Source organism: Chitinophaga sp. SVR4-12A (assembly GCF_056754765.1).
The window spans coordinates 5,091,554-5,111,786 of sequence record NZ_JBPGWP010000001.1; the positions used below are offsets into that span (position 1 = coordinate 5,091,554).

The 20,233-nt window shown below is 48.8% G+C and carries 20 protein-coding genes; 6 read left to right on the top strand and 14 right to left on the bottom strand.

Annotation, left to right across the window (positions count from 1 at the left end; all coding sequences use genetic code 11):
• Window positions 1-95: 95 nt before the first annotated feature.
• Window positions 96-626, top strand: a complete 531-nt coding sequence (locus ACR9Y8_RS20720) for a GNAT family N-acetyltransferase (RefSeq protein ID WP_481215158.1) — start codon at window positions 96-98, stop codon at window positions 624-626.
• Here ACR9Y8_RS20720 and ACR9Y8_RS20725 read toward each other — a convergent pair.
• The 3 genes from ACR9Y8_RS20725 to ACR9Y8_RS20735 all read right to left on the bottom strand — a co-directional run bounded on the left by ACR9Y8_RS20725 (window position 614) and on the right by ACR9Y8_RS20735 (window position 3,671).
• A complete protein-coding gene (locus tag ACR9Y8_RS20725) occupies window positions 614-1,960 on the bottom strand; it encodes a D-arabinono-1,4-lactone oxidase (RefSeq protein ID WP_481215159.1) in 1,347 nt (448 codons plus the stop codon). The genes ACR9Y8_RS20720 and ACR9Y8_RS20725 overlap by 13 nt on opposite strands.
• 51 nt (window positions 1,961-2,011) lie before the next feature.
• The gene (locus tag ACR9Y8_RS20730) at window positions 2,012-3,220 is read right to left on the bottom strand and encodes an acetyltransferase domain-containing protein (protein ID WP_481215160.1); all 1,209 of its coding nucleotides are present in this window, start codon (window positions 3,218-3,220) and stop codon (window positions 2,012-2,014) included.
• A gap of 256 nt (window positions 3,221-3,476) precedes the next feature.
• The gene (locus ACR9Y8_RS20735) at window positions 3,477-3,671 is read right to left on the bottom strand and encodes a hypothetical protein (protein WP_481215161.1); all 195 of its coding nucleotides are present in this window, start codon (window positions 3,669-3,671) and stop codon (window positions 3,477-3,479) included.
• A 186-nt stretch (window positions 3,672-3,857) separates the two neighbouring features.
• On the opposite strand from ACR9Y8_RS20735, the gene ACR9Y8_RS20740 reads away from it, so the two are divergent.
• Window positions 3,858-4,571 (top strand): RNA ligase family protein, encoded by a 714-nt coding sequence (locus ACR9Y8_RS20740; protein WP_481215162.1) that lies wholly within the window; start codon window positions 3,858-3,860, stop codon window positions 4,569-4,571.
• The gene (locus ACR9Y8_RS20745; protein WP_481215163.1) at window positions 4,537-5,658 is read left to right on the top strand and encodes an AAA family ATPase; all 1,122 of its coding nucleotides are present in this window, start codon (window positions 4,537-4,539) and stop codon (window positions 5,656-5,658) included. The genes ACR9Y8_RS20740 and ACR9Y8_RS20745 overlap by 35 nt, the downstream gene beginning before the upstream one ends.
• A 6-nt stretch (window positions 5,659-5,664) precedes the next feature.
• Here the strand turns inward: ACR9Y8_RS20745 and ACR9Y8_RS20750 are convergent, their stop codons facing one another.
• Window positions 5,665-6,363: a hypothetical protein gene (locus ACR9Y8_RS20750; protein WP_481215164.1), complete on the bottom strand. Its 699-nt coding sequence runs from the start codon at window positions 6,361-6,363 to the stop codon at window positions 5,665-5,667.
• Window positions 6,364-6,439: 76 nt separating this feature from the next.
• Window positions 6,440-7,252, bottom strand: coding sequence for an AraC family transcriptional regulator (locus tag ACR9Y8_RS20755; RefSeq protein ID WP_481215165.1), 813 nt, complete (start codon window positions 7,250-7,252; stop codon window positions 6,440-6,442).
• Window positions 7,253-7,407: 155 nt separating this feature from the next.
• Between ACR9Y8_RS20755 and ACR9Y8_RS20760 the strand changes: the two genes are divergently transcribed.
• From ACR9Y8_RS20760 to ACR9Y8_RS20770, 3 genes are all read left to right on the top strand, one after another.
• The gene (locus ACR9Y8_RS20760; RefSeq protein ID WP_481215166.1) at window positions 7,408-8,247 is read left to right on the top strand and encodes a hypothetical protein; all 840 of its coding nucleotides are present in this window, start codon (window positions 7,408-7,410) and stop codon (window positions 8,245-8,247) included.
• 94 nt (window positions 8,248-8,341) lie between these two features.
• On the top strand, window positions 8,342-8,830 hold the full coding sequence (locus tag ACR9Y8_RS20765) for a hypothetical protein (protein WP_481215167.1): 489 nt from the start codon (window positions 8,342-8,344) through the stop codon (window positions 8,828-8,830).
• 10 nt (window positions 8,831-8,840) lie between these two features.
• Window positions 8,841-9,764: a hypothetical protein gene (locus ACR9Y8_RS20770; RefSeq protein ID WP_481215168.1), complete on the top strand. Its 924-nt coding sequence runs from the start codon at window positions 8,841-8,843 to the stop codon at window positions 9,762-9,764.
• On the opposite strand, the gene ACR9Y8_RS20775 is transcribed toward ACR9Y8_RS20770, so the two are convergent.
• The 9 genes from ACR9Y8_RS20775 to ACR9Y8_RS20815 form a co-directional block, all read right to left on the bottom strand.
• Complete coding sequence (locus ACR9Y8_RS20775) at window positions 9,733-10,674, bottom strand: helix-turn-helix domain-containing protein (RefSeq protein WP_481215169.1); 942 nt, start codon at window positions 10,672-10,674, stop codon at window positions 9,733-9,735. The genes ACR9Y8_RS20770 and ACR9Y8_RS20775 overlap by 32 nt on opposite strands.
• Before the next feature lie 322 nt (window positions 10,675-10,996).
• On the bottom strand, window positions 10,997-12,013 hold the full coding sequence (locus ACR9Y8_RS20780) for an AraC family transcriptional regulator (RefSeq protein WP_481215170.1): 1,017 nt from the start codon (window positions 12,011-12,013) through the stop codon (window positions 10,997-10,999).
• A 146-nt stretch (window positions 12,014-12,159) separates the two neighbouring features.
• Window positions 12,160-14,001, bottom strand: a complete 1,842-nt coding sequence (locus ACR9Y8_RS20785) for an alkaline phosphatase (RefSeq protein ID WP_481215171.1) — start codon at window positions 13,999-14,001, stop codon at window positions 12,160-12,162.
• Window positions 14,002-14,106: 105 nt separating this feature from the next.
• On the bottom strand, window positions 14,107-15,606 hold the full coding sequence (locus ACR9Y8_RS20790) for a RagB/SusD family nutrient uptake outer membrane protein (RefSeq protein ID WP_481215172.1): 1,500 nt from the start codon (window positions 15,604-15,606) through the stop codon (window positions 14,107-14,109).
• 23 nt (window positions 15,607-15,629) lie between these two features.
• Complete coding sequence (locus ACR9Y8_RS20795; RefSeq protein ID WP_481215173.1) at window positions 15,630-18,437, bottom strand: SusC/RagA family TonB-linked outer membrane protein; 2,808 nt, start codon at window positions 18,435-18,437, stop codon at window positions 15,630-15,632.
• Entirely contained in the window at window positions 18,334-18,999 is a 666-nt protein-coding gene (locus ACR9Y8_RS20800; RefSeq protein WP_481215174.1) for a carboxypeptidase-like regulatory domain-containing protein, read from the bottom strand. The genes ACR9Y8_RS20795 and ACR9Y8_RS20800 overlap by 104 nt, the downstream gene beginning before the upstream one ends.
• A gap of 131 nt (window positions 19,000-19,130) precedes the next feature.
• Entirely contained in the window at window positions 19,131-19,466 is a 336-nt protein-coding gene (locus ACR9Y8_RS20805; protein WP_481215175.1) for a FecR domain-containing protein, read from the bottom strand.
• Window positions 19,384-19,626, bottom strand: coding sequence for a hypothetical protein (locus tag ACR9Y8_RS20810; RefSeq protein ID WP_481215176.1), 243 nt, complete (start codon window positions 19,624-19,626; stop codon window positions 19,384-19,386). Before ACR9Y8_RS20810 ends, ACR9Y8_RS20805 begins: the two co-directional genes overlap by 83 nt.
• Window positions 19,596-20,099 (bottom strand): FecR family protein, encoded by a 504-nt coding sequence (locus ACR9Y8_RS20815; protein ID WP_481215177.1) that lies wholly within the window; start codon window positions 20,097-20,099, stop codon window positions 19,596-19,598. The genes ACR9Y8_RS20810 and ACR9Y8_RS20815 overlap by 31 nt, the downstream gene beginning before the upstream one ends.
• Window positions 20,100-20,233 lie beyond the last annotated feature (134 nt).

A 20,233-nucleotide genomic window follows, 5' to 3' on the forward strand; every position in this document is an offset into this window, starting at 1 on the left:
CTGTCTTTTTCCTCATTTTGTAGACGAAGAACATCAATACCTGTCTCCTTTGGGTATATGGGAAAAGCTTATATTAGACTGTAAATACCGACATTATGCATCCTTTGATCGAAACAGAACGGCTCTTTATCCGGCGGCTGGACCTGTCAGATGCAGCATTCATGCTGGAACTGGTGAACACGCCTGCCTGGCTGCAATACATCGGTGACAGGAACCTGCATACGATTGAAGACGCGGAGCGCTACCTGGCAAACGGTGTACTGAAAAGTTATGAGGACAACGGATATGGGGGCTGGCTGGTGGTGTTGAAAGAGAGTGGTCAGTCTGTTGGCATGTGCGGCTTATTCCGGCGGGCATACCTGCCTGCGCCCGATCTGGGTTTTGCTTTTCTTCCCGGCCATGCGGGCAAGGGCTATGCCTATGAAGCCGCCACCGCAACGCTGGGATATATAAAACAGGAATTCACCTACCTGGATACGGTGTATGCGATCACTATACCGGAGAACAGCCGTTCGGTGCGGCTGCTGGAGAAATGTCATTTCAAATGTATCTCCACACTAAAGCCGCCCGGCGAGGATACAGATGTAAAGCTGTTCACACTGAATATGCGGAATCAGCTACCGTAAATATTGGTATCCAGGAACGCGTTCCGTAGTTTTCCCTGCGGATCATACTCTTTTATCATTTTCCTGAAAGCTGGTAGTTTTTCATAGCGTTGCTGCAGTGTGGCAGGCGCTATGGTGAACAGTTTACCCCAATGCGGTTTTACATTGAAAGGCGCCAGTTGCGCTTCTATCTTCGGCAATAGTTTACTGACAGCTGGCCAGTCCTGTTTCCAGGTAAAGTGTATGGCCATGCTGGGCTGCTGATAACAGGGGCTCATCCAGAGCTGGTCTGCATCAATCGTACGGATCTCGGAGATCCACAGATGAGGGGAGATCTGGTCGCGAAGCTGGTTTACAGCCATAATAGCTTCATATCCCTTTTCGCGCGGAACAAAATATTCTGATTGCAGCTCTTCGCCGCTGCTCGGTGTAAAGTTCATCCGGAAATGAGGCAGGCGTTCATGCCAGGGACCGGGAACGCCCATTTGTTGTGTACAGTTCTCTGCGGAAAGCGCTATTATAGGGTGCAAGGGCCTTGTAGCCGGTACCGCCCCAAAGAAGTCAGACCTTACCACCGCTTCGGTACCTGGTTCTATACGGCGTTTCAGCCATACCTGATTAACCTCCTGGTTTTTCCAGTCGGTAAACAGGCTTACGCTGTAAGCGCTGGAAAAGATCTCTTCCAGGTGGTCTTTCAGTTGCTCAAAAGGCAGGTGTACAAAGACATCCTGCTGCATATCGAAGCTGGGCTGAAGATCCAGGGTGAGAGCGGTAAGCACTCCAAGCGCACCCAGTCCCACTACTGCGCCCAGGAACTTTTCCCCGTCTTTTTCTTTTGACAGCGTGAGCACTTCACCGGAAGGCGTTACCATCTCCAGCGCACGGACAACAGTGGCCAGGTTACCGTTGCTGCTGCCTGATCCATGTGTGGCAGTGGTACAGGCGCCGGCAACGGAAATATGCGGTAAAGAGGCCAGGTTGTGCAATGCAAAGCCCTGCTCATATAAGTAGGGGGATAGCTTACCATAGCTGATGCCTGCGCCAATGGTGACGGTACGCGCTTCTTTGTTCAATGCGATTACCTTGTCCAGCTGTTTAGAAGAAACGAAATTTTCAGTGCTGTCTGCAATGTTATTAAAACAGTGACGGGTACCCAATACCTTGAATCTGGGGAGGCTTTTTACCAGTTGCTGCACTTCCTCCACTGATTTGGGTGTGTGTACCTTGTTGGTGCTGTAAGTGTAATTGCCAGCCCAGTTCTTAAGCTTGCTGTCTTGTATGAAATTGATCATGGGAGAAAGAGCGGTTCCGGTCACTAACACAGAAGACAGTTTGATAAAAGTTCTCTTTTCCATGTGGCAATGACTTTAGCAGTAAGTTATTGAACTTTAAGACAAGAAGCAAACCTATATATAGCTTAGCCATTGTTTTTCCCGGTGGCTTCTCTTATAAGCATCATACCATTTGCATAGCGGGTACAAAGCGATCACCACGGCTATCCATAACAGGTATACTACCGGCAGGCTAAAACCATAGCCTTTCAGCTGCGGGCTATTGCTCACCCAGGTAGACAGCACCATGTCAGACGCTTTGTATCCTGTTAAAACCGCGGCAAATACTGCCAGCAGGTGTATAAACACAATGTGCAGGATATAAAAGAACATGGGCACTCTTCCTATTACTACCAGCTTTTTCGTAAGCCAGTTCAGGGGCCCTTCTGCAAATGCCAGGAACAGGAAGGAAGGCCCGAGCGTCATCAGTGTATACAGCAGGGAAGGAGGATATTTACTGGTGTTGAGGAAAGACAGAAAACTGAATAACGGATCTTTTTGTGCAGACCAGTGAGACGGGTCGCCATAAAGGTTGATGCCACGCACGATGATGAAAAGTGCGGTGGCGCCGGCGCCGAGGTAAATCAGCGTTCTTTTTCTCTGTGCCGCATCATAGCCAGGCGCGTACAATGTTCCGAAGCAATAGCCGGTAGCCATGATGCCGATCCAGGGCAGGATGGGATAGCCTACGAACAAGCCGGTGTTACCGATCATAAAAAAGCGCTGTTCATGCAGGAAAGCCCAGAAAATAGCCCCGGCGCCGGTGCCGGGAACGTGTACATTATCCAGCAGGTTATGGGCAGCTATCAGGATAATGCCTGTTACCAGAATGGCCTTGCGGGGCAGGTGTATCAATCCGGCCAGGAAGATCATGCTGATACCCAGTGACCAGATCACCTGGACGAGGAACACATTGTATTCCGTGTTGAAGGTCCACTCCAGTGTAATGATAAGGAATTCCAGCACTACCAGCCACAGGCCCCTGGTAAGCAAAAAGAAGGAGAGCTCCTTTTTGGTCTTCTTCAGGCCGTTCAGGTAAGCGGAGGTACCGGCAAGAAAGGCAAATACAGGCGCACAGAAATGGGTGATCCAGCGGGTGAAGAACAGGAATGTGCTGGTTTGCGCAAGATCTGTTGGATTGTACAGAAAGGCGTCTGCATGGAAATAATCCCTGACGTGATCCAGGGCCATGATAATAATGATCAGACCGCGTAAAAGGTCGATAGACTCAATACGTTTGGTCCTAATGGTCGTTGCGGGCAACTCCATAGTAAGTGTTGACATACTGAACAGTGTTTAGATAATGGCGAAATATCAAAAAAAGTAATATGCTATGTAAGGCCGTAATAATATTAATTTAAAATTGCTCAGTCAGATTCAGTGAAGTATAGTGGCGGCAAGATACGAAAAAAACATTATTTTTTCCGTGTATATACCTCCGCCGGATGTTACATGGGGTTATGACATACCTTTCTGGAATGTGCAGGAATGAAGATCAGGAAGATCAATAGATGCTGAAAGAAGAATTGGCGTTTTATATTCAGGAGGGCTTGTCCTTTGTGCTCCTGACCAGGCCCACGCCTGCAAAGAAGAAGATAGCGCCCAGGATAGCGAAGATGATGATACTTTTGACATTCCTGGTACCTTCTCCGCCATTCACGAAGTTTACAGCTGCCAGTATCAGCCCTGTTGCGCCCAAAAGAGAGAATATAATCCCCAGTATGCGTTTTTCCATAACAGGTTTTTCAGTAGGGATACAAATAATGTGCCTAGTGGTACCAGGAATTCTCTATCTTTGCAGCCATTACAAAAATTTTTCAAGCCTTGGGCCATGTAATATCACAAACATATTAAAGGTTGGAGATGCCTGCAGCAGTAAATGCGGGCACGGATCTTATTTGTTGATATTAAACCTCATAACATGGCTATTTCCCAAAAATACGGCCGTACTTATCATTATCCATTCTCTCCCGGCACCACCAGTGATGATCGTATACAACATGATTATTGGCATCACCTGCGGCAAATACCCGTACTGGTGCATACAGAAAAGCTGGATGGAGAGAATAACTGTCTTTCCAGGCTGGGTGTTTTTGCGCGCTCACATGCTGCGCCTACCACTTCGCCCTGGACAGAAAGCATACGCCGTTTCTGGCAAAGTATAAAGCACGATCTCGGAACACTGGAGATCTTCCTGGAGAATTTGTACGCCGTACACTCAATTGAATATCGCAACCTGGACCATCATTTTTATGTCTTCGCCGTACGCGAGCAGGATCAGTGGCTTAGCTGGGAAGAAACGAAGTATTATGCAGCGATGCTGGACCTGCCTGTAGTGCCGGAGATTAAAGTGCTTACACCACCGGCAGACCGCGAAGCATTTGAAAAAGATGTACAGGCAATTGTATCCGGAAGCGGGGCCTTGTGCCCGCATGATGCACTGAATGGGCAAGCTGTTACCATGGAAGGAATTGTTACCCGCGATGCGGCCGGATATCCCGTAAACGCCTTTTCACAACATGTATTTAAATATGTGAGGAAAGGGCATGTTAAAACAGATCAGCACTGGACCCGCCACTGGCGCAGGGCCCGGCTGAATTATGAAGGAGGTAAGTATGTGGACGATCAGCGATAATAAAACATGGGATTACCTTGCACAGCGCTTTGAATGGGTTAGCGTGATGGAGGAAGTGCCGCAGGATGTTCGTCACCATGCGGAAGGCAATGTGGCCATACATACGCAGATGGTGCTGGACGCATTGCAGCAGCAGGCGGCTTTTCAGGATCTGGATGCACAAGCACAGGAAATATTATGGGCTTCCGCTTTGCTGCATGATGTTGAAAAGTTCAGCACCACGGTAACAGAACCGGACGGGCGCATTACCGCTCATGGCCATGCCCGCAAAGGCGCGCTGAAAGCAAGGAACATCCTTTACAAAGATGTGACGGCGCCCTTTATCATAAGGGAGCAGATAAGTGCGTTGGTGCGTTACCATGGCCTTCCCTTATGGATATTTGAAAAGAAAGACCCATTGCGGGAGTTGATCAAGGCGAGCCTGGAAGTGAATACCCAATGGCTGTATCTTCTGGCCCGTGCAGATGTGCTGGGCAGGATATGTACCGATCAGGCAGAACTGTTGTACCGGCTGGATTGCTTTGCAGAACTTTGCCGCGAGAACGGCTGCTGGGGAACGGCCCGCGCATTTGCTACTGCACATGCGCGCATGCATTACCTGAAAAAAGAAGACGCTCATCCGGATTATGTGCCGTTTGAAGAGCCGCTTACTGAAGTGGTGCTGATGAGCGGCCTGCCGGGCGCCGGTAAGGATACTTTTGTAAAAAGATATCTTTCAGATATGCCCCTTATCTCACTCGATGAGATCCGCACCCAGCGAGGGATAGCACCTACTGATCCAACCGGTAACGGCCAGGTGATACAGGCGGCTAAAGAACAGGCGAGGGCATACCTGCGACGACAAACAGGTTTTGTATGGAATGCCACCAATACCACACGGCAAATGCGTTCGCAGCTGGTAGACCTTTTTCACTCCTACAAGGCAAGGGTTAAAGTGGTGTATGTAGAAACAGCCTACCGGCAATTACAGCAGCAGAATCGGAGCAGAGAAGCTGTTGTGCCGTCTGGCGTGCTGGAAAAGCTGGCAGGCAAGCTCGAAGTGCCTGCATTATGGGAAGCAGATGAAGTGATCTGGCATATCTGGTAATGCTGCTCAATTCGGGAACAGGCTCATATCCGCCCTGTAAACAAGCGTTTCGGAGGTAATGGCCTCAACGGCCTTTACCTTCAACGCTGTTTCGGCAGCGCCCAGCGCTTCCTGCAGTTGTTCACTGTTACCATATTCTTCAAAATTATTAAAGCCCCATAAAAGCAGCAGCTGGTTAATAGCGCCTCCATCTACCACTTTGTAGACAAGCAGGTTTTTAACCGGTGTGGAAGAGGGCCAGCTGCGCTTTAATTGTTCAAGGAGCTGAATGCCTGTATTAATATCTGTTACCTGCAGTGTAACCATCCGCAGGAATTTTGACTGCAGGCCGCTGATGTTGCCTGTACACAAGGCAGGTAAACGGCTTGCTTTCACTACTGTCTGCAGCTCGCCATAAGGAAATACATGCAATTCATTGTCTGCCCGGTCTTCTGCAGGCTTCAGCGGATGATCAAAATCACTCCATGCATGTTCCACTGTTGCATCTACAAATTGCCCGTCTCTCGGTCCGGAGATAATGAACCAGCCATACCAGCTCCAGGGATCACGGTTGGTTTTATGCCATTGCAGGTGTTGCCGGTATCCTTTTTCAAATTGCTGTTCCGCCCCTGCTTTGGGCTTCCACACTACAAACTGCGCAATATGCTGCTGTGCCGCTGACCGTATTGAAAAGAGCAGCAGCAGGAGCGTGAATGTCCGCACCATCTTTTTTCACAAACATAGCTGGTATAAGGAAGACAAAATTGTAAAAAAATGAACTGCTATGATAAACAGCTGAGGGCTACATGAGCGTAAAATGCTCATTAATGTAATTGGTGTCGTTGAAATAGGCTTTGGGCGATTTGCCGGTGAAGGTCCTGAATAGCTTGATAAGATGCGACTGGTCATAAAATGCAGCTTCGTAAGCGCATTCTGTAAGGCTTTTGAATGAATGGCCGGCCCGGTACCGTATAAAATGGTTCAGCCTGATGATATTGCAGAAAGTTTTGGGCGTAATGCCTACAAACTGTTTGAACGAGTTATCAAGATGTCTTACGGAAATGCCTGTTTGGCGCATCAGCGCATCTACCCTGACGTCTCCGTTGTGCTGCAATACCGACGCCACGGCAGCGTTCACATACAGGAACCCATTGGGAGTCTGCAGGCCGGCTATCCGCTCAGATAATATCCTTTCAAAGCAGGCGAAGGTGTTAGCCGCGTTGTCTGTAATGCAGTGCCGCAAGGCTGCTGCCCCGGGGATGTCGCCTACTGCAAGCAGCTGATCTGTAAATATGGAAGCAGGAACATTAAACAGCAAAGCCATTGTATGCGGATAGAACCGGATGCCATACAACACGGATCCGGGTTGCAGTTGCAGGGAATAGCTTTGCAATGTTTGTCCTGCAAAGAAGGCGTCCGGTTCAGATCCCCAGCTTCCCTGTTGCATTTTTCTTTTCGCGGTATTGGGCTGCAGGTGAAAGATGATCTCATGATGCCCGTCAGGAATAATATCCTCCTCGTAATATCTTTCTCCTGCGTTGGCCACTTCCAGCCGCCAGCATGATTTTACGAAGGGATATAATTTTTCAGGAACATATGTCTGCAGGGAGATCATACATTAAATGTATCGCTTTTTCCGAAAATGAAGCAATACGCATTTGTCCGCACTCAAATCAGGTATTTTTACGCTTGCCCGCTGCCGGTTTTTAAGTCAATTTTACGGCGTTGCGCAGCATGAAATTGATTTAATAACTCCAATAACCCCAAAAAATGACTAAGAAATTTATCTTATTCGGCACGGCTGGCATTGCGGCCATGTTCATGTTGTCTTGTCAGAAAGACCAAACCCAGCCTTTTGACCGGACCAATGCACTTGCTCCTTCTCCTGTGGCAGCAACTGTTGCTGCAGATGATGAACTGGATGCCATACTGAAAGGACTTAGCCCCGACACCTATCTGCTTAAATTCGACGGATTAGCGGTTAACCCTTATATCACCAAGAGCAGTTACGGCAGCCTTTCAGACGAAGTACAGTATGCCGGCAGCCCTTCTCCTGCCTTACAGAAGATCGGATACACGAAAACCCCATGGAAAAAGATCTGGATCAAAACCTGTCCGGATATGATTCCCTACACCGACATCGCTACCAGGGCGGCAGAATTGATGAAGAAAGCTGACAGCAAGTCTTTTTTCGATGTAACTACGGTAGCCATTGGCAGACAGAACATCATCGCCACCAAAACCTTCCTGAGCGCCGCCGCTGCCATGCAGCCCGATGCTATCGACAACAGGGTGATAGGCAAGTTGGATCTGAACAAATTCCGTATCGCCCTGCCGGGAGGCACTACATTTCCCTACGCTACCCGTGGCTTTTATGGCATAGGCGACATCACACAGGCCGCCCCCTCAGCAGTCAGCGCTGCCGGAACAGGTGATCCTACCTGGGAAAGCATTCTCAGAAGGAAGTTCCCCAATATGATCGGCTGTTTTGATCCAGAGATCCTGCGAGTGATCCGGGCAAACTTTGTTACGCTCGACAAGCGCTTTGTTCCCATGGATGTGGTGGAAGTGCCCGGTGGCGCAGTGCTCGGATCTGCACAAATATTTTAAACGTTCACAGCTCTTTCATGCTAACAACTACAACAACAGCATGCGCAATGTACTGCGGAAGGAAGTTGCGCATGTTGTTTACAATCCTTTTTTTATGATCACATGGAAACATTTATGCTGGACAGGCATCGCCGTTGTTCATCTGCTGATAGCAGCCCTGCATGCGGCGCACCTGGAAGAATGGCCCGGGCATAAACAGTCATTGATAAAGGGCCTTGCTACCTATGGCGATTACACCGGCGCTGGTAACATCTTCAGCTTCTTTGCGCCAGGAGTAGGAAATGAAATAGCTGTAATCTACACACTAGCGGCCAGCGACAGCTCACAACAGGTAGTCAGGCTGGAAGAGTGCAATACCGAATGCAACCGCCGTATACAAACCATCTACAATTTTTTCAGCATTGAGGAAGCCTGCCCTTTACTTGCCCAGAGCTGCGCCTCCTATATGCTGCGCAGGCACCCCGGCAACCGCCTGGTAAGGGTGACAGTTGTTACCAAGAACGTGCCCGGCATGCAGGCATACCGAGAGGGCGCACGTCCGCAGTGGACACCCTTCCTGGTGAAAGATTATCACAAGCGATAAAAATAGCGTTATGAACACATTTAATCCCGCATGGCAGACCTTTTTCCTGAGCCCTTCATCATCCCGGCCACTGATGTTTTTCAGGATCGCTATTGCATTACTGGGACTGGCACAAGGCATATGGCTGGCCGGCAATACCGTATTGTTATATGGCGAGCACGGATTGGTGCAATGGCCGATCAGCGAAGGGATCATTGGTGCCCACATGCCGCAGCTGGCCTGGCTACGGCCTTTGGCAACGGTAACACGTCTTTCAACAGATAAATGGGTGTTTACATTGTTATTTGCATACCTAAGCGCGCTTACCGGACTGCTGGCGGGTAAATGTACCCGCATTATGGCGATGGTGGCCTGGGCATTGCATTTCATGTTCATGAACACCGGTTTTATGGCTGCCTATGGTGTAGAAACTTTTATGCATATCGGCTTGTGCTATTGCATCGTGATGCCAGTGAAGCCCGGCGCTCCGGACAGTGCATGGAACACGCTATCCATACGTGTGCTACAGCTGCATCTTTGTATTGTCTATGTGGCCTCCGGAGTTGAAAAAGCCATGGGCACTCAGTGGTGGAACGGCGAAGCTATCTGGCAAACGCTGATGCATACACAATTCAGCAGGTTTGATATGAGCTGGCTGGCGCAATATCCGTGGCTGGCCAGGCTGATATGCTGGAGTACTTTGCTGGTCGAGATCGGGTATCCTTTCTATATGTGGTTTCACCGTTTACGCCCTTACGGTTATCTTGCTGTTGTGTTGCTGCACCTGGGTATAGCCACGTATATGGGACTGGAACTATTCGCCGCTGCGATGGTCATATTTAATACAGCCGCCTTTGGGTGGCCATATGCATCACAGGCCTGGCAAGGCTTGCTGCAACGGTGGAAAGCGGTCAAAAGAGCTTTTATTGTGACATCCTGTTGTGAAACTGTTTAAACGATTTCAGGAAACCGGATTTATCTGCATACCCTACTTCATCTGCAATATCATCAAGGCTGACAGCTACGTTGTTCCGCATCCAGCAAGCTTTCTTCATACACTCTTCCCGCACAAATTCATGCAGTGTTTTATTGAATACCGCCTTGAAGTACCGTTTTAAGGTAGACTGGCTCATGTTGTGTTTCCTGGAGAAATAAGTGAGGGTGTGTTGTTGTATACTGGGATTCCGTACAATTTCTTCACGTATGCTCACCATAGCTGCCATGTAACCGGCGGCCCGTAGTTGCATGCTGTATTCCACATCATTCAGTGATTTACGATACAGGTTTAGCAGGTTCCTGATATTGGTACTAAACTCTACGAACAGGTTGCTGCCAGTCTCCCGGCAATTGCGCATGCCTTTGATCAGCTCCTGCATCCTGTAATCCATTGAGCGGGGAGTAAGCCCTGCGCCTGTTTTATGGGAGCGGCGCAGGTAGCCCAACAGCTCATTCATCTCTTCCCTGCTTTCCGCCAGCTCTTCCAGCAAGGTAGCGCCTAGTACAATGTAGATGGACTCATATTCGCCTGTACTCAGGCATAGTGCATGTGTGCCGGCCGGCAGATAGAAAAAATTGTATTGCCCTGTTTGCAGCAGTATTTCGCCCAGCCCTTCTATTACACTTTTTATCGGCCCTTGCGTAACAAGCTGCAACACTACAGCGCCTTCCGTACAACGCAGGGGCAGGCATGCCGGCCGGTCTGCAAGAAAGCGGTAGATGTAGATGCGGTAGAATTTATATAAGAATGTTTGAGACAACAGGGCACCAAAATCGCATCGCTGGTAAGTTGCCGTTGCCCAGTTGGCAACATAGGGCGCCAGCCGCAGCGGTATCTCTGCCGGGCTACCTTTAAGAGGAATTTCCATATGCTAAAAATATCGCTGTTATTATTGGTTTTTCATACGATCCCGGACGCGCTGCATAAGCGGGATTACTACGCCGCATCCTAAAACAAGCTCAGTGCCGGGCGAAGCAGCCGGGCCACCGGAAAGAGGGATTCTTTTTCGCATAGGTTGAAAGCGTTAAATGGTTCAAGAAAAATGTTATTAGAAAGAAACCATATCCAGGGGTGGAAATTACAATGTTTATGCAAGCGGTTAAGCCATGCCTTCTTTAGTGTCGTTATTTTGAGTTACTTCCTTTTACTTTAACAAATGTCTATAAAAGAATTGTGAGTTTCTTGTAATATTACAAGTCCTCTTCTTGTAATTTTTCCTCGCTTCTGATGTTTTGATAGGTCGTCGGTGTCATGCCGAACTGTTTCTTGAACACATTGCTGAAATAGGCAGCATCAGAATAGCCAACGGTATAAGCTACATCTATAACAGGTATATTACTGTCCGCCAGCAGCTGTTTGGCTTTTATCATGCGCTGTTCCTGGATAAAGGACTTAATGGTTTGCTTATATAATTTTTTAAATTCCTTCTCCGTTACCTGCAGATGTAATCCCATCTCGTCTGCCAGCTGAACAATTGTTAAAGGCTTTTCCAGGTTGTCTTTGATGTAAGCAGAAAGCTCATGTATTTCATTTTCATATTTACTTATGCCGGCGGGCTTTTGTTGAAGGGTGTCTTCAAGCGCTGATATATATATCAGCATCAGGTCATTGATACGGGCCTGGTGATAGAGATGCCTGCGTGTGCCTTTTAAATGACATTGCCTAATCTTATCCACCTGTTCCATTGCCTGGAGGCTGAGCGGACAGTTGCCTGCATAAGCACCCTCAGGCTGATTATGCTGCAGTTTGTAATGTATCTCCTTCAGTGGAGAACCGTTCTGGGCAAAGCGCGACAGGTAAGCTGCAGAAAAGCCAATTTGAAACGACTCATAATAACCTTTGGAGAACAACGCCAGGTTGCGCTTACCGCCGGGAACATAAAAGAAACGCAGTTCCTTCTCACGCAGCACGATATCGTCCATTTCCTGCAGGAAGCAAGGCACTTGTCCCTGCAGCATACAATGCAGTATCCCCAAAGGCCGCTGTGATACCGGGTACACCCGCACCTGCTTTGAAATGAAAAACTGTACTAATTGTATCGACCATTCATCGCCGGCTACTACCTGGTTCAGTATCGCGCCGAATAGCCCACTAATAGACTCTACCGTTGTGGCAAAGGGGAGTTGATGATGTTGGTACTGTCTGGGAATTTCAGGGCGTGTAGTGGTGCTTGCCAGCATTTTGCCGGCAACATGATACTGCATCATTAGTATCCGATTGAAGGGTAATGAATAGCGACACCCCTGGCTAAGTTATCCTCCCTTTTGGCAGTCAGTTCTTTGGCTGCAATATATGCGTTATAGCTGCGATGCTGTTGCGGTTGCTTCCTTTTTTTTATCCGTTTTAGCGATCACTATTTTCTTTCTGACAGGATCTTCATGATTTTTTCAAAGATCGCGGTATTCTCGTATACTCCCCTGAAGTCGAGCGAGTGGGGACCGTAGGCGAATACAGGCACCATTACAGGGGTATGGTCATTCGTGCTGAAATGCCCATTCACATAGCCCTTCTGAATATTTCCGTCCAGCAGGCTTAGTCCGCCTGTTTCGTGATCTGCAGTAACGATCACCAGCGTTTCCCCGTTGCTGTCGGCAAATTCCATAGCAGCGCCAACGGCCTTGTCGAAATCCATCATTTCCGTTACGTTATACGGGAGGTTATTGGCATGTCCGCCGATATCTATCTGTGCGCCTTCGGCCATGATGAAAAAGCCATTGCGATTATCCTGGAGGGTGTTGATGGTCTTTTTCAGGGAGCGGCTCAGGAAATCGCCTCTGCCTTTTAAGATAGGTAATTCGGCCACACTGTCCAGTAGCAGCCATTTGCGGCTACGCATATTATCCAGCTCGGAAAAATGCCGGCTGATAGTATATCCCTTTTGCTGTAGCTGCGTAGTCAGGGAGAGGCCATCCTTTCTGTGCTCAAAATGTTGCAGGCCTCCGCCTATCAGGATGCTTACAGGGCTGTTGAGAAAGTCTTTGGCAATGTCGTCTTCCATGGCCCTGTCTGACTGATGCCCATAGAAGGCCGCAGGGGTAGCATCTGTAATATCGCCTGCGCTGATCAGGGCACTTTCCATTCCATAACGCTGTATCAGATCGGGTATGGCCGGGTGCTTTACGCCGGTGGCATCCACGCCGATATAACGGTTGTTGGTCTTATGACCGGTGGCCATGGCGGTGCCTCCTCCGGCAGAGTCAGTGATATAGTTGTCTGCAGCGCTGGTTTTCGAGAACCCGATATTCACCATCTGGAAGAGGTTGAGCTGTCCCCGGTTGGCGGTATACCCGGCATAGATCTGTGTAAGGCCCATACCGTCGCCGATCAGCAGGATCACATTCTTCACTTTTGAGAGACGGTCGTTGTTTATATTGCGCGCCCGGTAAACGGGATGGGTGTCAGTTATTGCCTGGTATTCTGATGCGGGCCGGCTATTCAGATAATCAGACAGTGCTTCTATGTTATCCGTTCCAATATAGTCTACGCCCATTTTTGCCAGGGTGATCCAGGTATTCACATTATCCGGAGCACCCCAGAAGCGGATCTTTTTACCGCGTTGGTGTGCATCGTTTATCAGTGCCTGTACGCGTTGTTTTTCTGCTGCTACCATGGAGCCTTTGCCATTCCACCTGGCATAGTCCTGCAGGTTATAGCTGAAGAGCGGCAGGCGTTCCATTTGTGCTGTTGAATAAGACAACGAACTTTTGCCATCAAACAGGATATAGGCGGGGTAATTATCCCACTGCGCAGGCAGGGGCTGACTACCGCTGATCACAAGTTGTACGTGTGTATTGCCAGTTATATCCGGGTATTGCTGTAATTGCTGTAATAAGGTTTGCATGGTTAACAGACTATCTGTTTTGAAGTCTATCAGCAACTGCAGCGGCTTGCCGTTACTGTAGGCGTTGCCATTGGCTTTCCGGATCATCTCCCGCAGGGGCTGCAGGTACAACCTGGACAGGGTACGGGCGAAGTCAATTTCTTCTTCTTTATGGGCTACATACAGCTGTCCGTTCCGGGCAAACACGTCTGCTTCTATGGAGCCGAAGTGGTGATAGTAGGCCGTATAAAAAGGAATATCGTGCTCGTAATCGTTATGCGCATGTGCATTGGCAGTGGTATAGTTGCCGGATTGGGCAAGAACGGAGGGAAGAGAAGACAATAAGAATAAAGCGCTCCAGATATAAGTTCTCATTGAGTATGGCTTCAGTTTAAATTACGGATTACGAATGATGACGAGAGCGAATATAATACTCTGTTGGCATCATTCGTAATCCGTAAGGGTTAATTCGTAGTTATATTACCAGCCCGGGTTCTGTGTTATTACGCCACCGCCGTTATCGATCTCGCTTTGCGGTACAGGCCACACGTTATGCACGGCAGGATTGAAGGTACGGGCAGGCCATACCTCTTTGCCATCAGCGCCATGCAGGGGCTTGGCGTAGGCAGCCTGGGCGTCTCCCCAGCGTACCAGGTCATAGTGGCGGTTAGCCCATTCTCCGGCCAGCTCGCAACGGCGTTGTTTTTTCAGTTCCGTCATATCAGCATTGGTTACATTGGCCAGACCGGCGCGATGGCGGATCATATTGATCTCTACATCAGCATTTTTACCTTGCATCAGCTTGGCTTCCGCTTTGATCAGGATCACTTCTGCATACCGTAATAAGGGTACGCAGAGGTCTGTAGTAGGGTGGTCGCCGTTAGGGCTTAGGTGAATAGCGCCGGCATACGAGAAAGGTTCCATGTATTTGCGGTACTGGTAACCGGAAAGGCTGTTGGTGGAACTGTATACCCTATCCTCTCCAAAGAAGGTGAAATGGTCGCCCGGTTTCAGGATGGTGGCTTCTCTTCTCAGGTCGCCTGCTTCATAAGCGTCATATAGTTCTTTGGTGGGTGTATAATATCCCCAGCCGTTGTACTTGCCCCAGCCTTTATTTTCCAGCATTACACCGGGCAGTATGCTACCCCAGCCGGAGGTGCCTTTGCGAGTAGATAAAGCGCTCCAGATGTATTCTTTAGACCAGTTGTTGGCAATGGTGAACACATCACTGAAATTATCCAGCAGTTGGTGCTTACCGCTTAGTATGACGGAATCGGCATATTTTTCTGCATTGGCGTAGTCTTTCTTGTAAAGAAACATTTTGCTAAGGAATGCCCAGGCAGCAGTTTTGTGCGGACGGCCATAGTCGTTTACTGACAATTGGTCAAAATAGGGCAACAGGGCAGCTGCCTGTTTCAATTCTTTCTCTACGTATTCGTAAACGAGGTTCACGTTTGCTGCCCGGGGAATAGGTTCATCGTACAACAGGTTATTCCGGTCTACCATAGGCACTCCGCCGTAGGTATATCCCAGTTGGAAGTACATCAATCCACTCAGGAAATAGGCTTCGCCCAGTATACGGTTCTTCAGCGAAGCGTCCATGTTAATGGAGGGTACATGCAATATCACATCATTAGCCCGTTTGATCACGATATAACGCAGCCTCCATTGAGACTCGGTATAGGAGCCGCCGATGAAGTTGCGGTTAAAGTTCTTGATATTGTCGCCCTCAGCTTTTACGCGGCCTACGACCTGGTCATCACAGGCATTGATGAACCACCAGTAACCGCGCCCGTAGAAGTTCTCATCATCAAACTGATCGTACATTGCATTTGCGCCGGCAATGGCATCGTTATCTGTTGTCCAGAAATTACCCGTAGTAGGCGAGCCTTCCGGCACAATATCCAGCTTTTTGTTACAGGCGCTGAGCATAGCGGCGCAGGTTGTTGCAAGTATGGTGTTTTTTATAATCGTTTTCATATGTTGCGGTAGTTTATCAGCTATCAGAAATTAACATTTAACCCGAATAAAATGCTTCTGGCCTGCGGATAGCGGCCTTTGTCAATACCAAATTCGTCCATGCCAACTTCCGGGTCAAAGCCTTTATAACTGGTAAATGTGTAAAGGTTGTTGGCGGTAACGTAGATACGGAGCGTGTTTAGCCCTGCGCGTTTGGTTAATGCGGCAGGCAGGGTATAACCCAATGTCACGTTTTTGATGCGCAGGTAGGAGCCGTTCTCTATATACCAGTCAGAAGTGGTGCCGTAGTTGCCGTTAGCGTCATCGGCAGTGATGCGAGGAATATCACTGTTAGCGTTTTGCGGTGTCCAGGCATTCAATATATCATGCAGCATATTGAAGTTTGTGCCCACACTGGCATTCATGTTGGTATATTTCAGCGCGTTGAACAGTTTATTACCCTGTACGCCCTGGGCAAACAGGTTAAAGTCAAATCCTTTATAGCTGGCATTGAAAGTAATGCCATAAGTGAAGTCAGGATAAGCGCTGCCTACAAATTCGCGGTCTTCATTGCTGATGACCCCATCGCCATTCTTATCTACAAAACGGATATCACCCGGCTTGGCCTTGTCCTGTATTTTTTTGCCGTCTTTCGATGTGTAATTGTCGATCTCTTCCTGTGTTTTGAAGATGCCGTTAGTTTTTACTACATAATATGAGTAAAGCGGTTGCCCTACTTCTATACGTATAGGCGTCAGGGTGCTACGTACGTTCACTCCGTTACTTAATACCGGCCTGCCGTCCAGTTCAAGCAACTTGTTGGTTACTGTTGTCATGGTGGCGCCGACACTGTATTGGAAGGCTTTCCCGGTGTTGCCGCTGTAGTTCAGGCCAAGCTCAATGCCTTTGTCTCTTGCTTTACCTGCATTTTGCCAGGTATCGTTGCTAACACCGGCGGTACTGGGTGGTGTAACAGGCAGCAGCATTCTTTCAGTGGTTTTGATAAAGTAGTCTGCAACAAAAGACAGGCTGTTGTTAAACAGTCCGATATCAGTACCAATGTTCACCTGCCTTGAATTAGCCCATTTCAGGTTGGGGTTGGATAGTGCATTTTCTGCGTAACCGCCTACCTGCACAGGGTCCTGGCCGATATATATTTGGGTGGGAGCCATCGGAATGTTGATGGCATTGCTGGGAAGGCTACCCAGGTTGCCTAGCAGACCATAGCTGCCACGTAGTTTCAGAAAGCTGAGCCAATCTAACTGTTTCATAAATGATTCTTCTGAAAGCACCCATCCACCTGATACGGAATAGTAATTTTCATACCGGTTCTGCGGCGCCACTCTGGAGGTACCGTCTCGGCGAATCAGCGCAGTAAGCAGGTATTTGCTCCTATAGTCGTAGTTGATACGGCCCAGGTAAGATTCAATGGCCCATTTGTCCTTATTGTCCTCTGGTTTGTAATTGAGCGTGGAGTTGTTAAAATAACGGTATTCCTGACGCTCGTCGTTAAATCCATTAGCATACACATACAGCCCATTACCCTCATGTTGCTGATAGGTATAACCGGCGAGTACATTCACATGATGATCACCGACTTGTTTGTTATAGGTAAGCGTTTGTTCAGAGAGGATCTCTGTAAAATCAACAATATTCTGTTCCAGCATATTGGTATTGCTGATCTTACCTATCTCGGGCACTTTTGTAGTGAAGACCTTATTGTTGTTGAAAGATTTGGTAACGGCAAAATTAGAGCGGAATTGCAGGTCCTTGGTCAGCTGTACCTCAGCATACGGATTTATATTGATATTGTTCACCGGGTTTTTATTGTCCAGGCGTTGCAGTATGGCAACAGGATTGGCCAGGTCTCCATACGCGCCGCCATATTGTACGGGTAGCCCGCTGAAAGAACCGTCCGGTTGATAAGGGGTGATGTGACGAGGGTATCCAAGGGCAGTGAAAATAACACCCGTATAGGGGCTGGTGGTATTGGTGCCGTTGCCGTTGGTATAGGTATAAGAGAGGTTCTCGCCGATCTTCAGCCAGGGTTTTATCTGCGCATCAGAGTTCATACGGAAAGAGTAACGCTCGCTATAGGTATTCAACAGGATGCCTTCTCCCTTGCGATAGCCGAAGCCCATATAGTAATGCGCTTTGGCTGTACCACCGTTTATGTTGATATTATAGTCCTGTATCTTGCCGGTTCTAAATATTTCATCCAGCCAGTTGGTACGGGTGATCTGCCCGTCGGGATATATGCTGGCGTTAAATGCAGGCTGACGGTTATAACCGGCGGCATCTGCAGCTATGTTCATTACGTCTGCAAACTCTTTAGCGTTGAGTGTCTGCAATTTTTTAGCTGCGCTCTGGAAACCTATTTTGGCATCTACGGTTACCTGCGCAGCGCCTTCTTTACCTTTTTTAGTGGTGATGATCACTACGCCGCCTGAAGCTCTTGCACCGTAGATGGCTGCAGCAGCATCTTTCAGCACGTTGATAGAAGCAATATCGTTCGGGTTGATAGGTCCGCCGGTATAAATAGATCCGTCTACAACATACAAGGGGCCTTCGCCGTTCACACCACCGAGGCCGCGTATATATACCTTAGGTACGGAGGTGGGGTCGCCGCCCTGGTTCTGTACGATCACGCCGGGCGCTTTACCCTGTAAAGCTTCTGCCATATCGTTCAGGGAACGTGAGCTGAGCTTGTCCAGCTGTACGTCTGCAATGGCGCCGGAGAGTGTTGCCTTACGCTGTGTACCGTAACCTACTACTACCAGCTGGTCCAGGTTCAGTGCGTTCGTCTTCCAGCATGATGTTGAAGCTGCGTTGGCTGCCCACCGGTACTTCAACGGTCTTTAAACCTACCATGCTGATTTGCAGCACAGGATTGTCCTGTGTATTTACAGACAGGGAGAAATGCCCGCCTGCGTCTGTGGCAGTTCCATTGGTAGTTCCTTTTACTACTACGGTAGCGCCGATCAGGGGACCGTTTTTATCTGTTACGGTGCCGCTGATAGTTACTTTTTCAACTACCTGTTGCACACCGGAACTGCGTAGTTGTGTTTCATTCCTGTCGTAGATCAGGATGGTGTTGTAGCGCTCTTCGTAGGTAAGAGGCGTGTTATTCAGCAGTCCCCGTAGAATGTCTGCTACCTGGCTTGATTTGTAAGTGGTGGCAGGAACGGCGATTTTCTTAAGTGCCGCTTCATCATAGGCCAGGCGAATGTTAGCGGTAGTCTCCAGTTTCTGCAGCGCATTGGAAAGGCTGCCGGCGGGAACCTGCAGCTGGCGTACTACTTTCCTGAGCGACTGGGCGGTGCTGGATAAGGCCATAGCTACCGAGGTTGCCAGCATGAAGGCCAGCGATGCGATAAAGGCAACGCGGTGGAAAGGTGTAATGATTTTTTGCATATTGATAATTGTTAAAGGACATGACATTGTCATTAGCTTTTAGCGATTGTTTTTTCAGCTAAGAACTTCAGATAATGGTTCGTTCGTTTGATGTTGTGTGATGACGACGGCTAATAGCTCATACTACTAAACTACTGGCGTTGCTGAATGGATAGCTGCTTGTTCTCCATAGTAAAGCGGATTTTTGGTTTATAACTGATTTTTTCAATTACGTCCAGCACCTCGCGTAAAGGCATGGCGGCTGGCAGGCGAACGGTATAGCTTCCCTGCCGGATGTCCAGGCTGGTGCTGGTATTCACTGCATATTGTTCACGTAAGGTTTGTATCAATTCCTGCAGGCTGGCATTACGGAGCACGATCTCTCCCCTGGTCCAGGCCATATTATCAGCCAGGGTGATGGTATCCCGCAGGACGGGTGTTTTTCCGCCGGAGATCGTGATACGCTTCTGCGGGGTTAAGCGCGCCATAATTATTATTACCGGTATGTACCTGCACCTTGCCCGTCATAACGGTTACACGGCAGGCATATAGTTCTTTATAGGAGGCTACTGAGAAGGAAGTGCCCAATACGGTGGTGCGGATGCCGTCGCTTTCCACTATAAAAGGCTGTTGCGGGTTGGAGCGCACATCAAAAAAGGCTTTCCCTTTCCAGCAGTTTTCACAAGCCTTTCGCGCCCGGTATATTTTGCCGGGAAACGGATAGTGGTATGTGCGCCCAGCATCACCAGTGAGCTGTCCGGCAGTTTGAGCTGCAGCACCTGCGCTGTGGTATTCTGGCGGGTAAGCCATCCGCTGTTCCTGGCGCCGGTATGTTGCAGCCACAGATGATAAGCGCCGGCGGCTACCAATGGTAGCAGCACCGCAGCAGCCTTCATCCAGTTGCGGAAGATCCTGCGGCGGGGTGCAGACTGGCCAGGCCGGAAGATATTTTCCAGCATGCTATTGCGGAGGTGCTGTTTTTCTTCGGCCAGAGGGAAAGGTCGTCGCCGGCGTCCTGCTCCAGGCAGGTCGAGCCACCTGTGCAGTAGCTGTTCCTCTGCCTCGGTGCAGTTGCCCCGGCGGAATTTTTCAATTAAATGTAACAGGGTAGATCTGTCCACTATGCAGTTCTCGTTTATATAAAAGACACCGCAGAGAAGAGGAATAACTATTTTAAATTTTGCTTAACAATTTGGTAATATTGCGCGTTATTTACTGGGTCCCCAAGCAAAAGCGGGGCACTATACCGGAATTA

What these genes read in the sequence shown, in the direction of transcription:
- ACR9Y8_RS20720 (WP_481215158.1), top strand. Translation starts at nt 96, where the DNA reads ATGCATCCTTTGATCGAAACAGAACGGCTCTTTATCCGGCGGCTGGAC.
- ACR9Y8_RS20725 (WP_481215159.1), bottom strand. Translation starts at nt 1,960, where the DNA reads ATGGAAAAGAGAACTTTTATCAAACTGTCTTCTGTGTTAGTGACCGGA.
- ACR9Y8_RS20730 (WP_481215160.1), bottom strand. Translation starts at nt 3,220, where the DNA reads ATGTCAACACTTACTATGGAGTTGCCCGCAACGACCATTAGGACCAAA.
- ACR9Y8_RS20735 (WP_481215161.1), bottom strand. Translation starts at nt 3,671, where the DNA reads ATGGAAAAACGCATACTGGGGATTATATTCTCTCTTTTGGGCGCAACA.
- ACR9Y8_RS20740 (WP_481215162.1), top strand. Translation starts at nt 3,858, where the DNA reads ATGGCTATTTCCCAAAAATACGGCCGTACTTATCATTATCCATTCTCT.
- ACR9Y8_RS20745 (WP_481215163.1), top strand. Translation starts at nt 4,537, where the DNA reads ATGAAGGAGGTAAGTATGTGGACGATCAGCGATAATAAAACATGGGAT.
- ACR9Y8_RS20750 (WP_481215164.1), bottom strand. Translation starts at nt 6,363, where the DNA reads ATGGTGCGGACATTCACGCTCCTGCTGCTGCTCTTTTCAATACGGTCA.
- ACR9Y8_RS20755 (WP_481215165.1), bottom strand. Translation starts at nt 7,252, where the DNA reads ATGATCTCCCTGCAGACATATGTTCCTGAAAAATTATATCCCTTCGTA.
- ACR9Y8_RS20760 (WP_481215166.1), top strand. Translation starts at nt 7,408, where the DNA reads ATGACTAAGAAATTTATCTTATTCGGCACGGCTGGCATTGCGGCCATG.
- ACR9Y8_RS20765 (WP_481215167.1), top strand. Translation starts at nt 8,342, where the DNA reads ATGATCACATGGAAACATTTATGCTGGACAGGCATCGCCGTTGTTCAT.
- ACR9Y8_RS20770 (WP_481215168.1), top strand. Translation starts at nt 8,841, where the DNA reads ATGAACACATTTAATCCCGCATGGCAGACCTTTTTCCTGAGCCCTTCA.
- ACR9Y8_RS20775 (WP_481215169.1), bottom strand. Translation starts at nt 10,674, where the DNA reads ATGGAAATTCCTCTTAAAGGTAGCCCGGCAGAGATACCGCTGCGGCTG.
- ACR9Y8_RS20780 (WP_481215170.1), bottom strand. Translation starts at nt 12,013, where the DNA reads ATGATGCAGTATCATGTTGCCGGCAAAATGCTGGCAAGCACCACTACA.
- ACR9Y8_RS20785 (WP_481215171.1), bottom strand. Translation starts at nt 14,001, where the DNA reads ATGAGAACTTATATCTGGAGCGCTTTATTCTTATTGTCTTCTCTTCCC.
- ACR9Y8_RS20790 (WP_481215172.1), bottom strand. Translation starts at nt 15,606, where the DNA reads ATGAAAACGATTATAAAAAACACCATACTTGCAACAACCTGCGCCGCT.
- ACR9Y8_RS20800 (WP_481215174.1), bottom strand. Translation starts at nt 18,999, where the DNA reads ATGCAAAAAATCATTACACCTTTCCACCGCGTTGCCTTTATCGCATCG.
- ACR9Y8_RS20805 (WP_481215175.1), bottom strand. Translation starts at nt 19,466, where the DNA reads ATGGCGCGCTTAACCCCGCAGAAGCGTATCACGATCTCCGGCGGAAAA.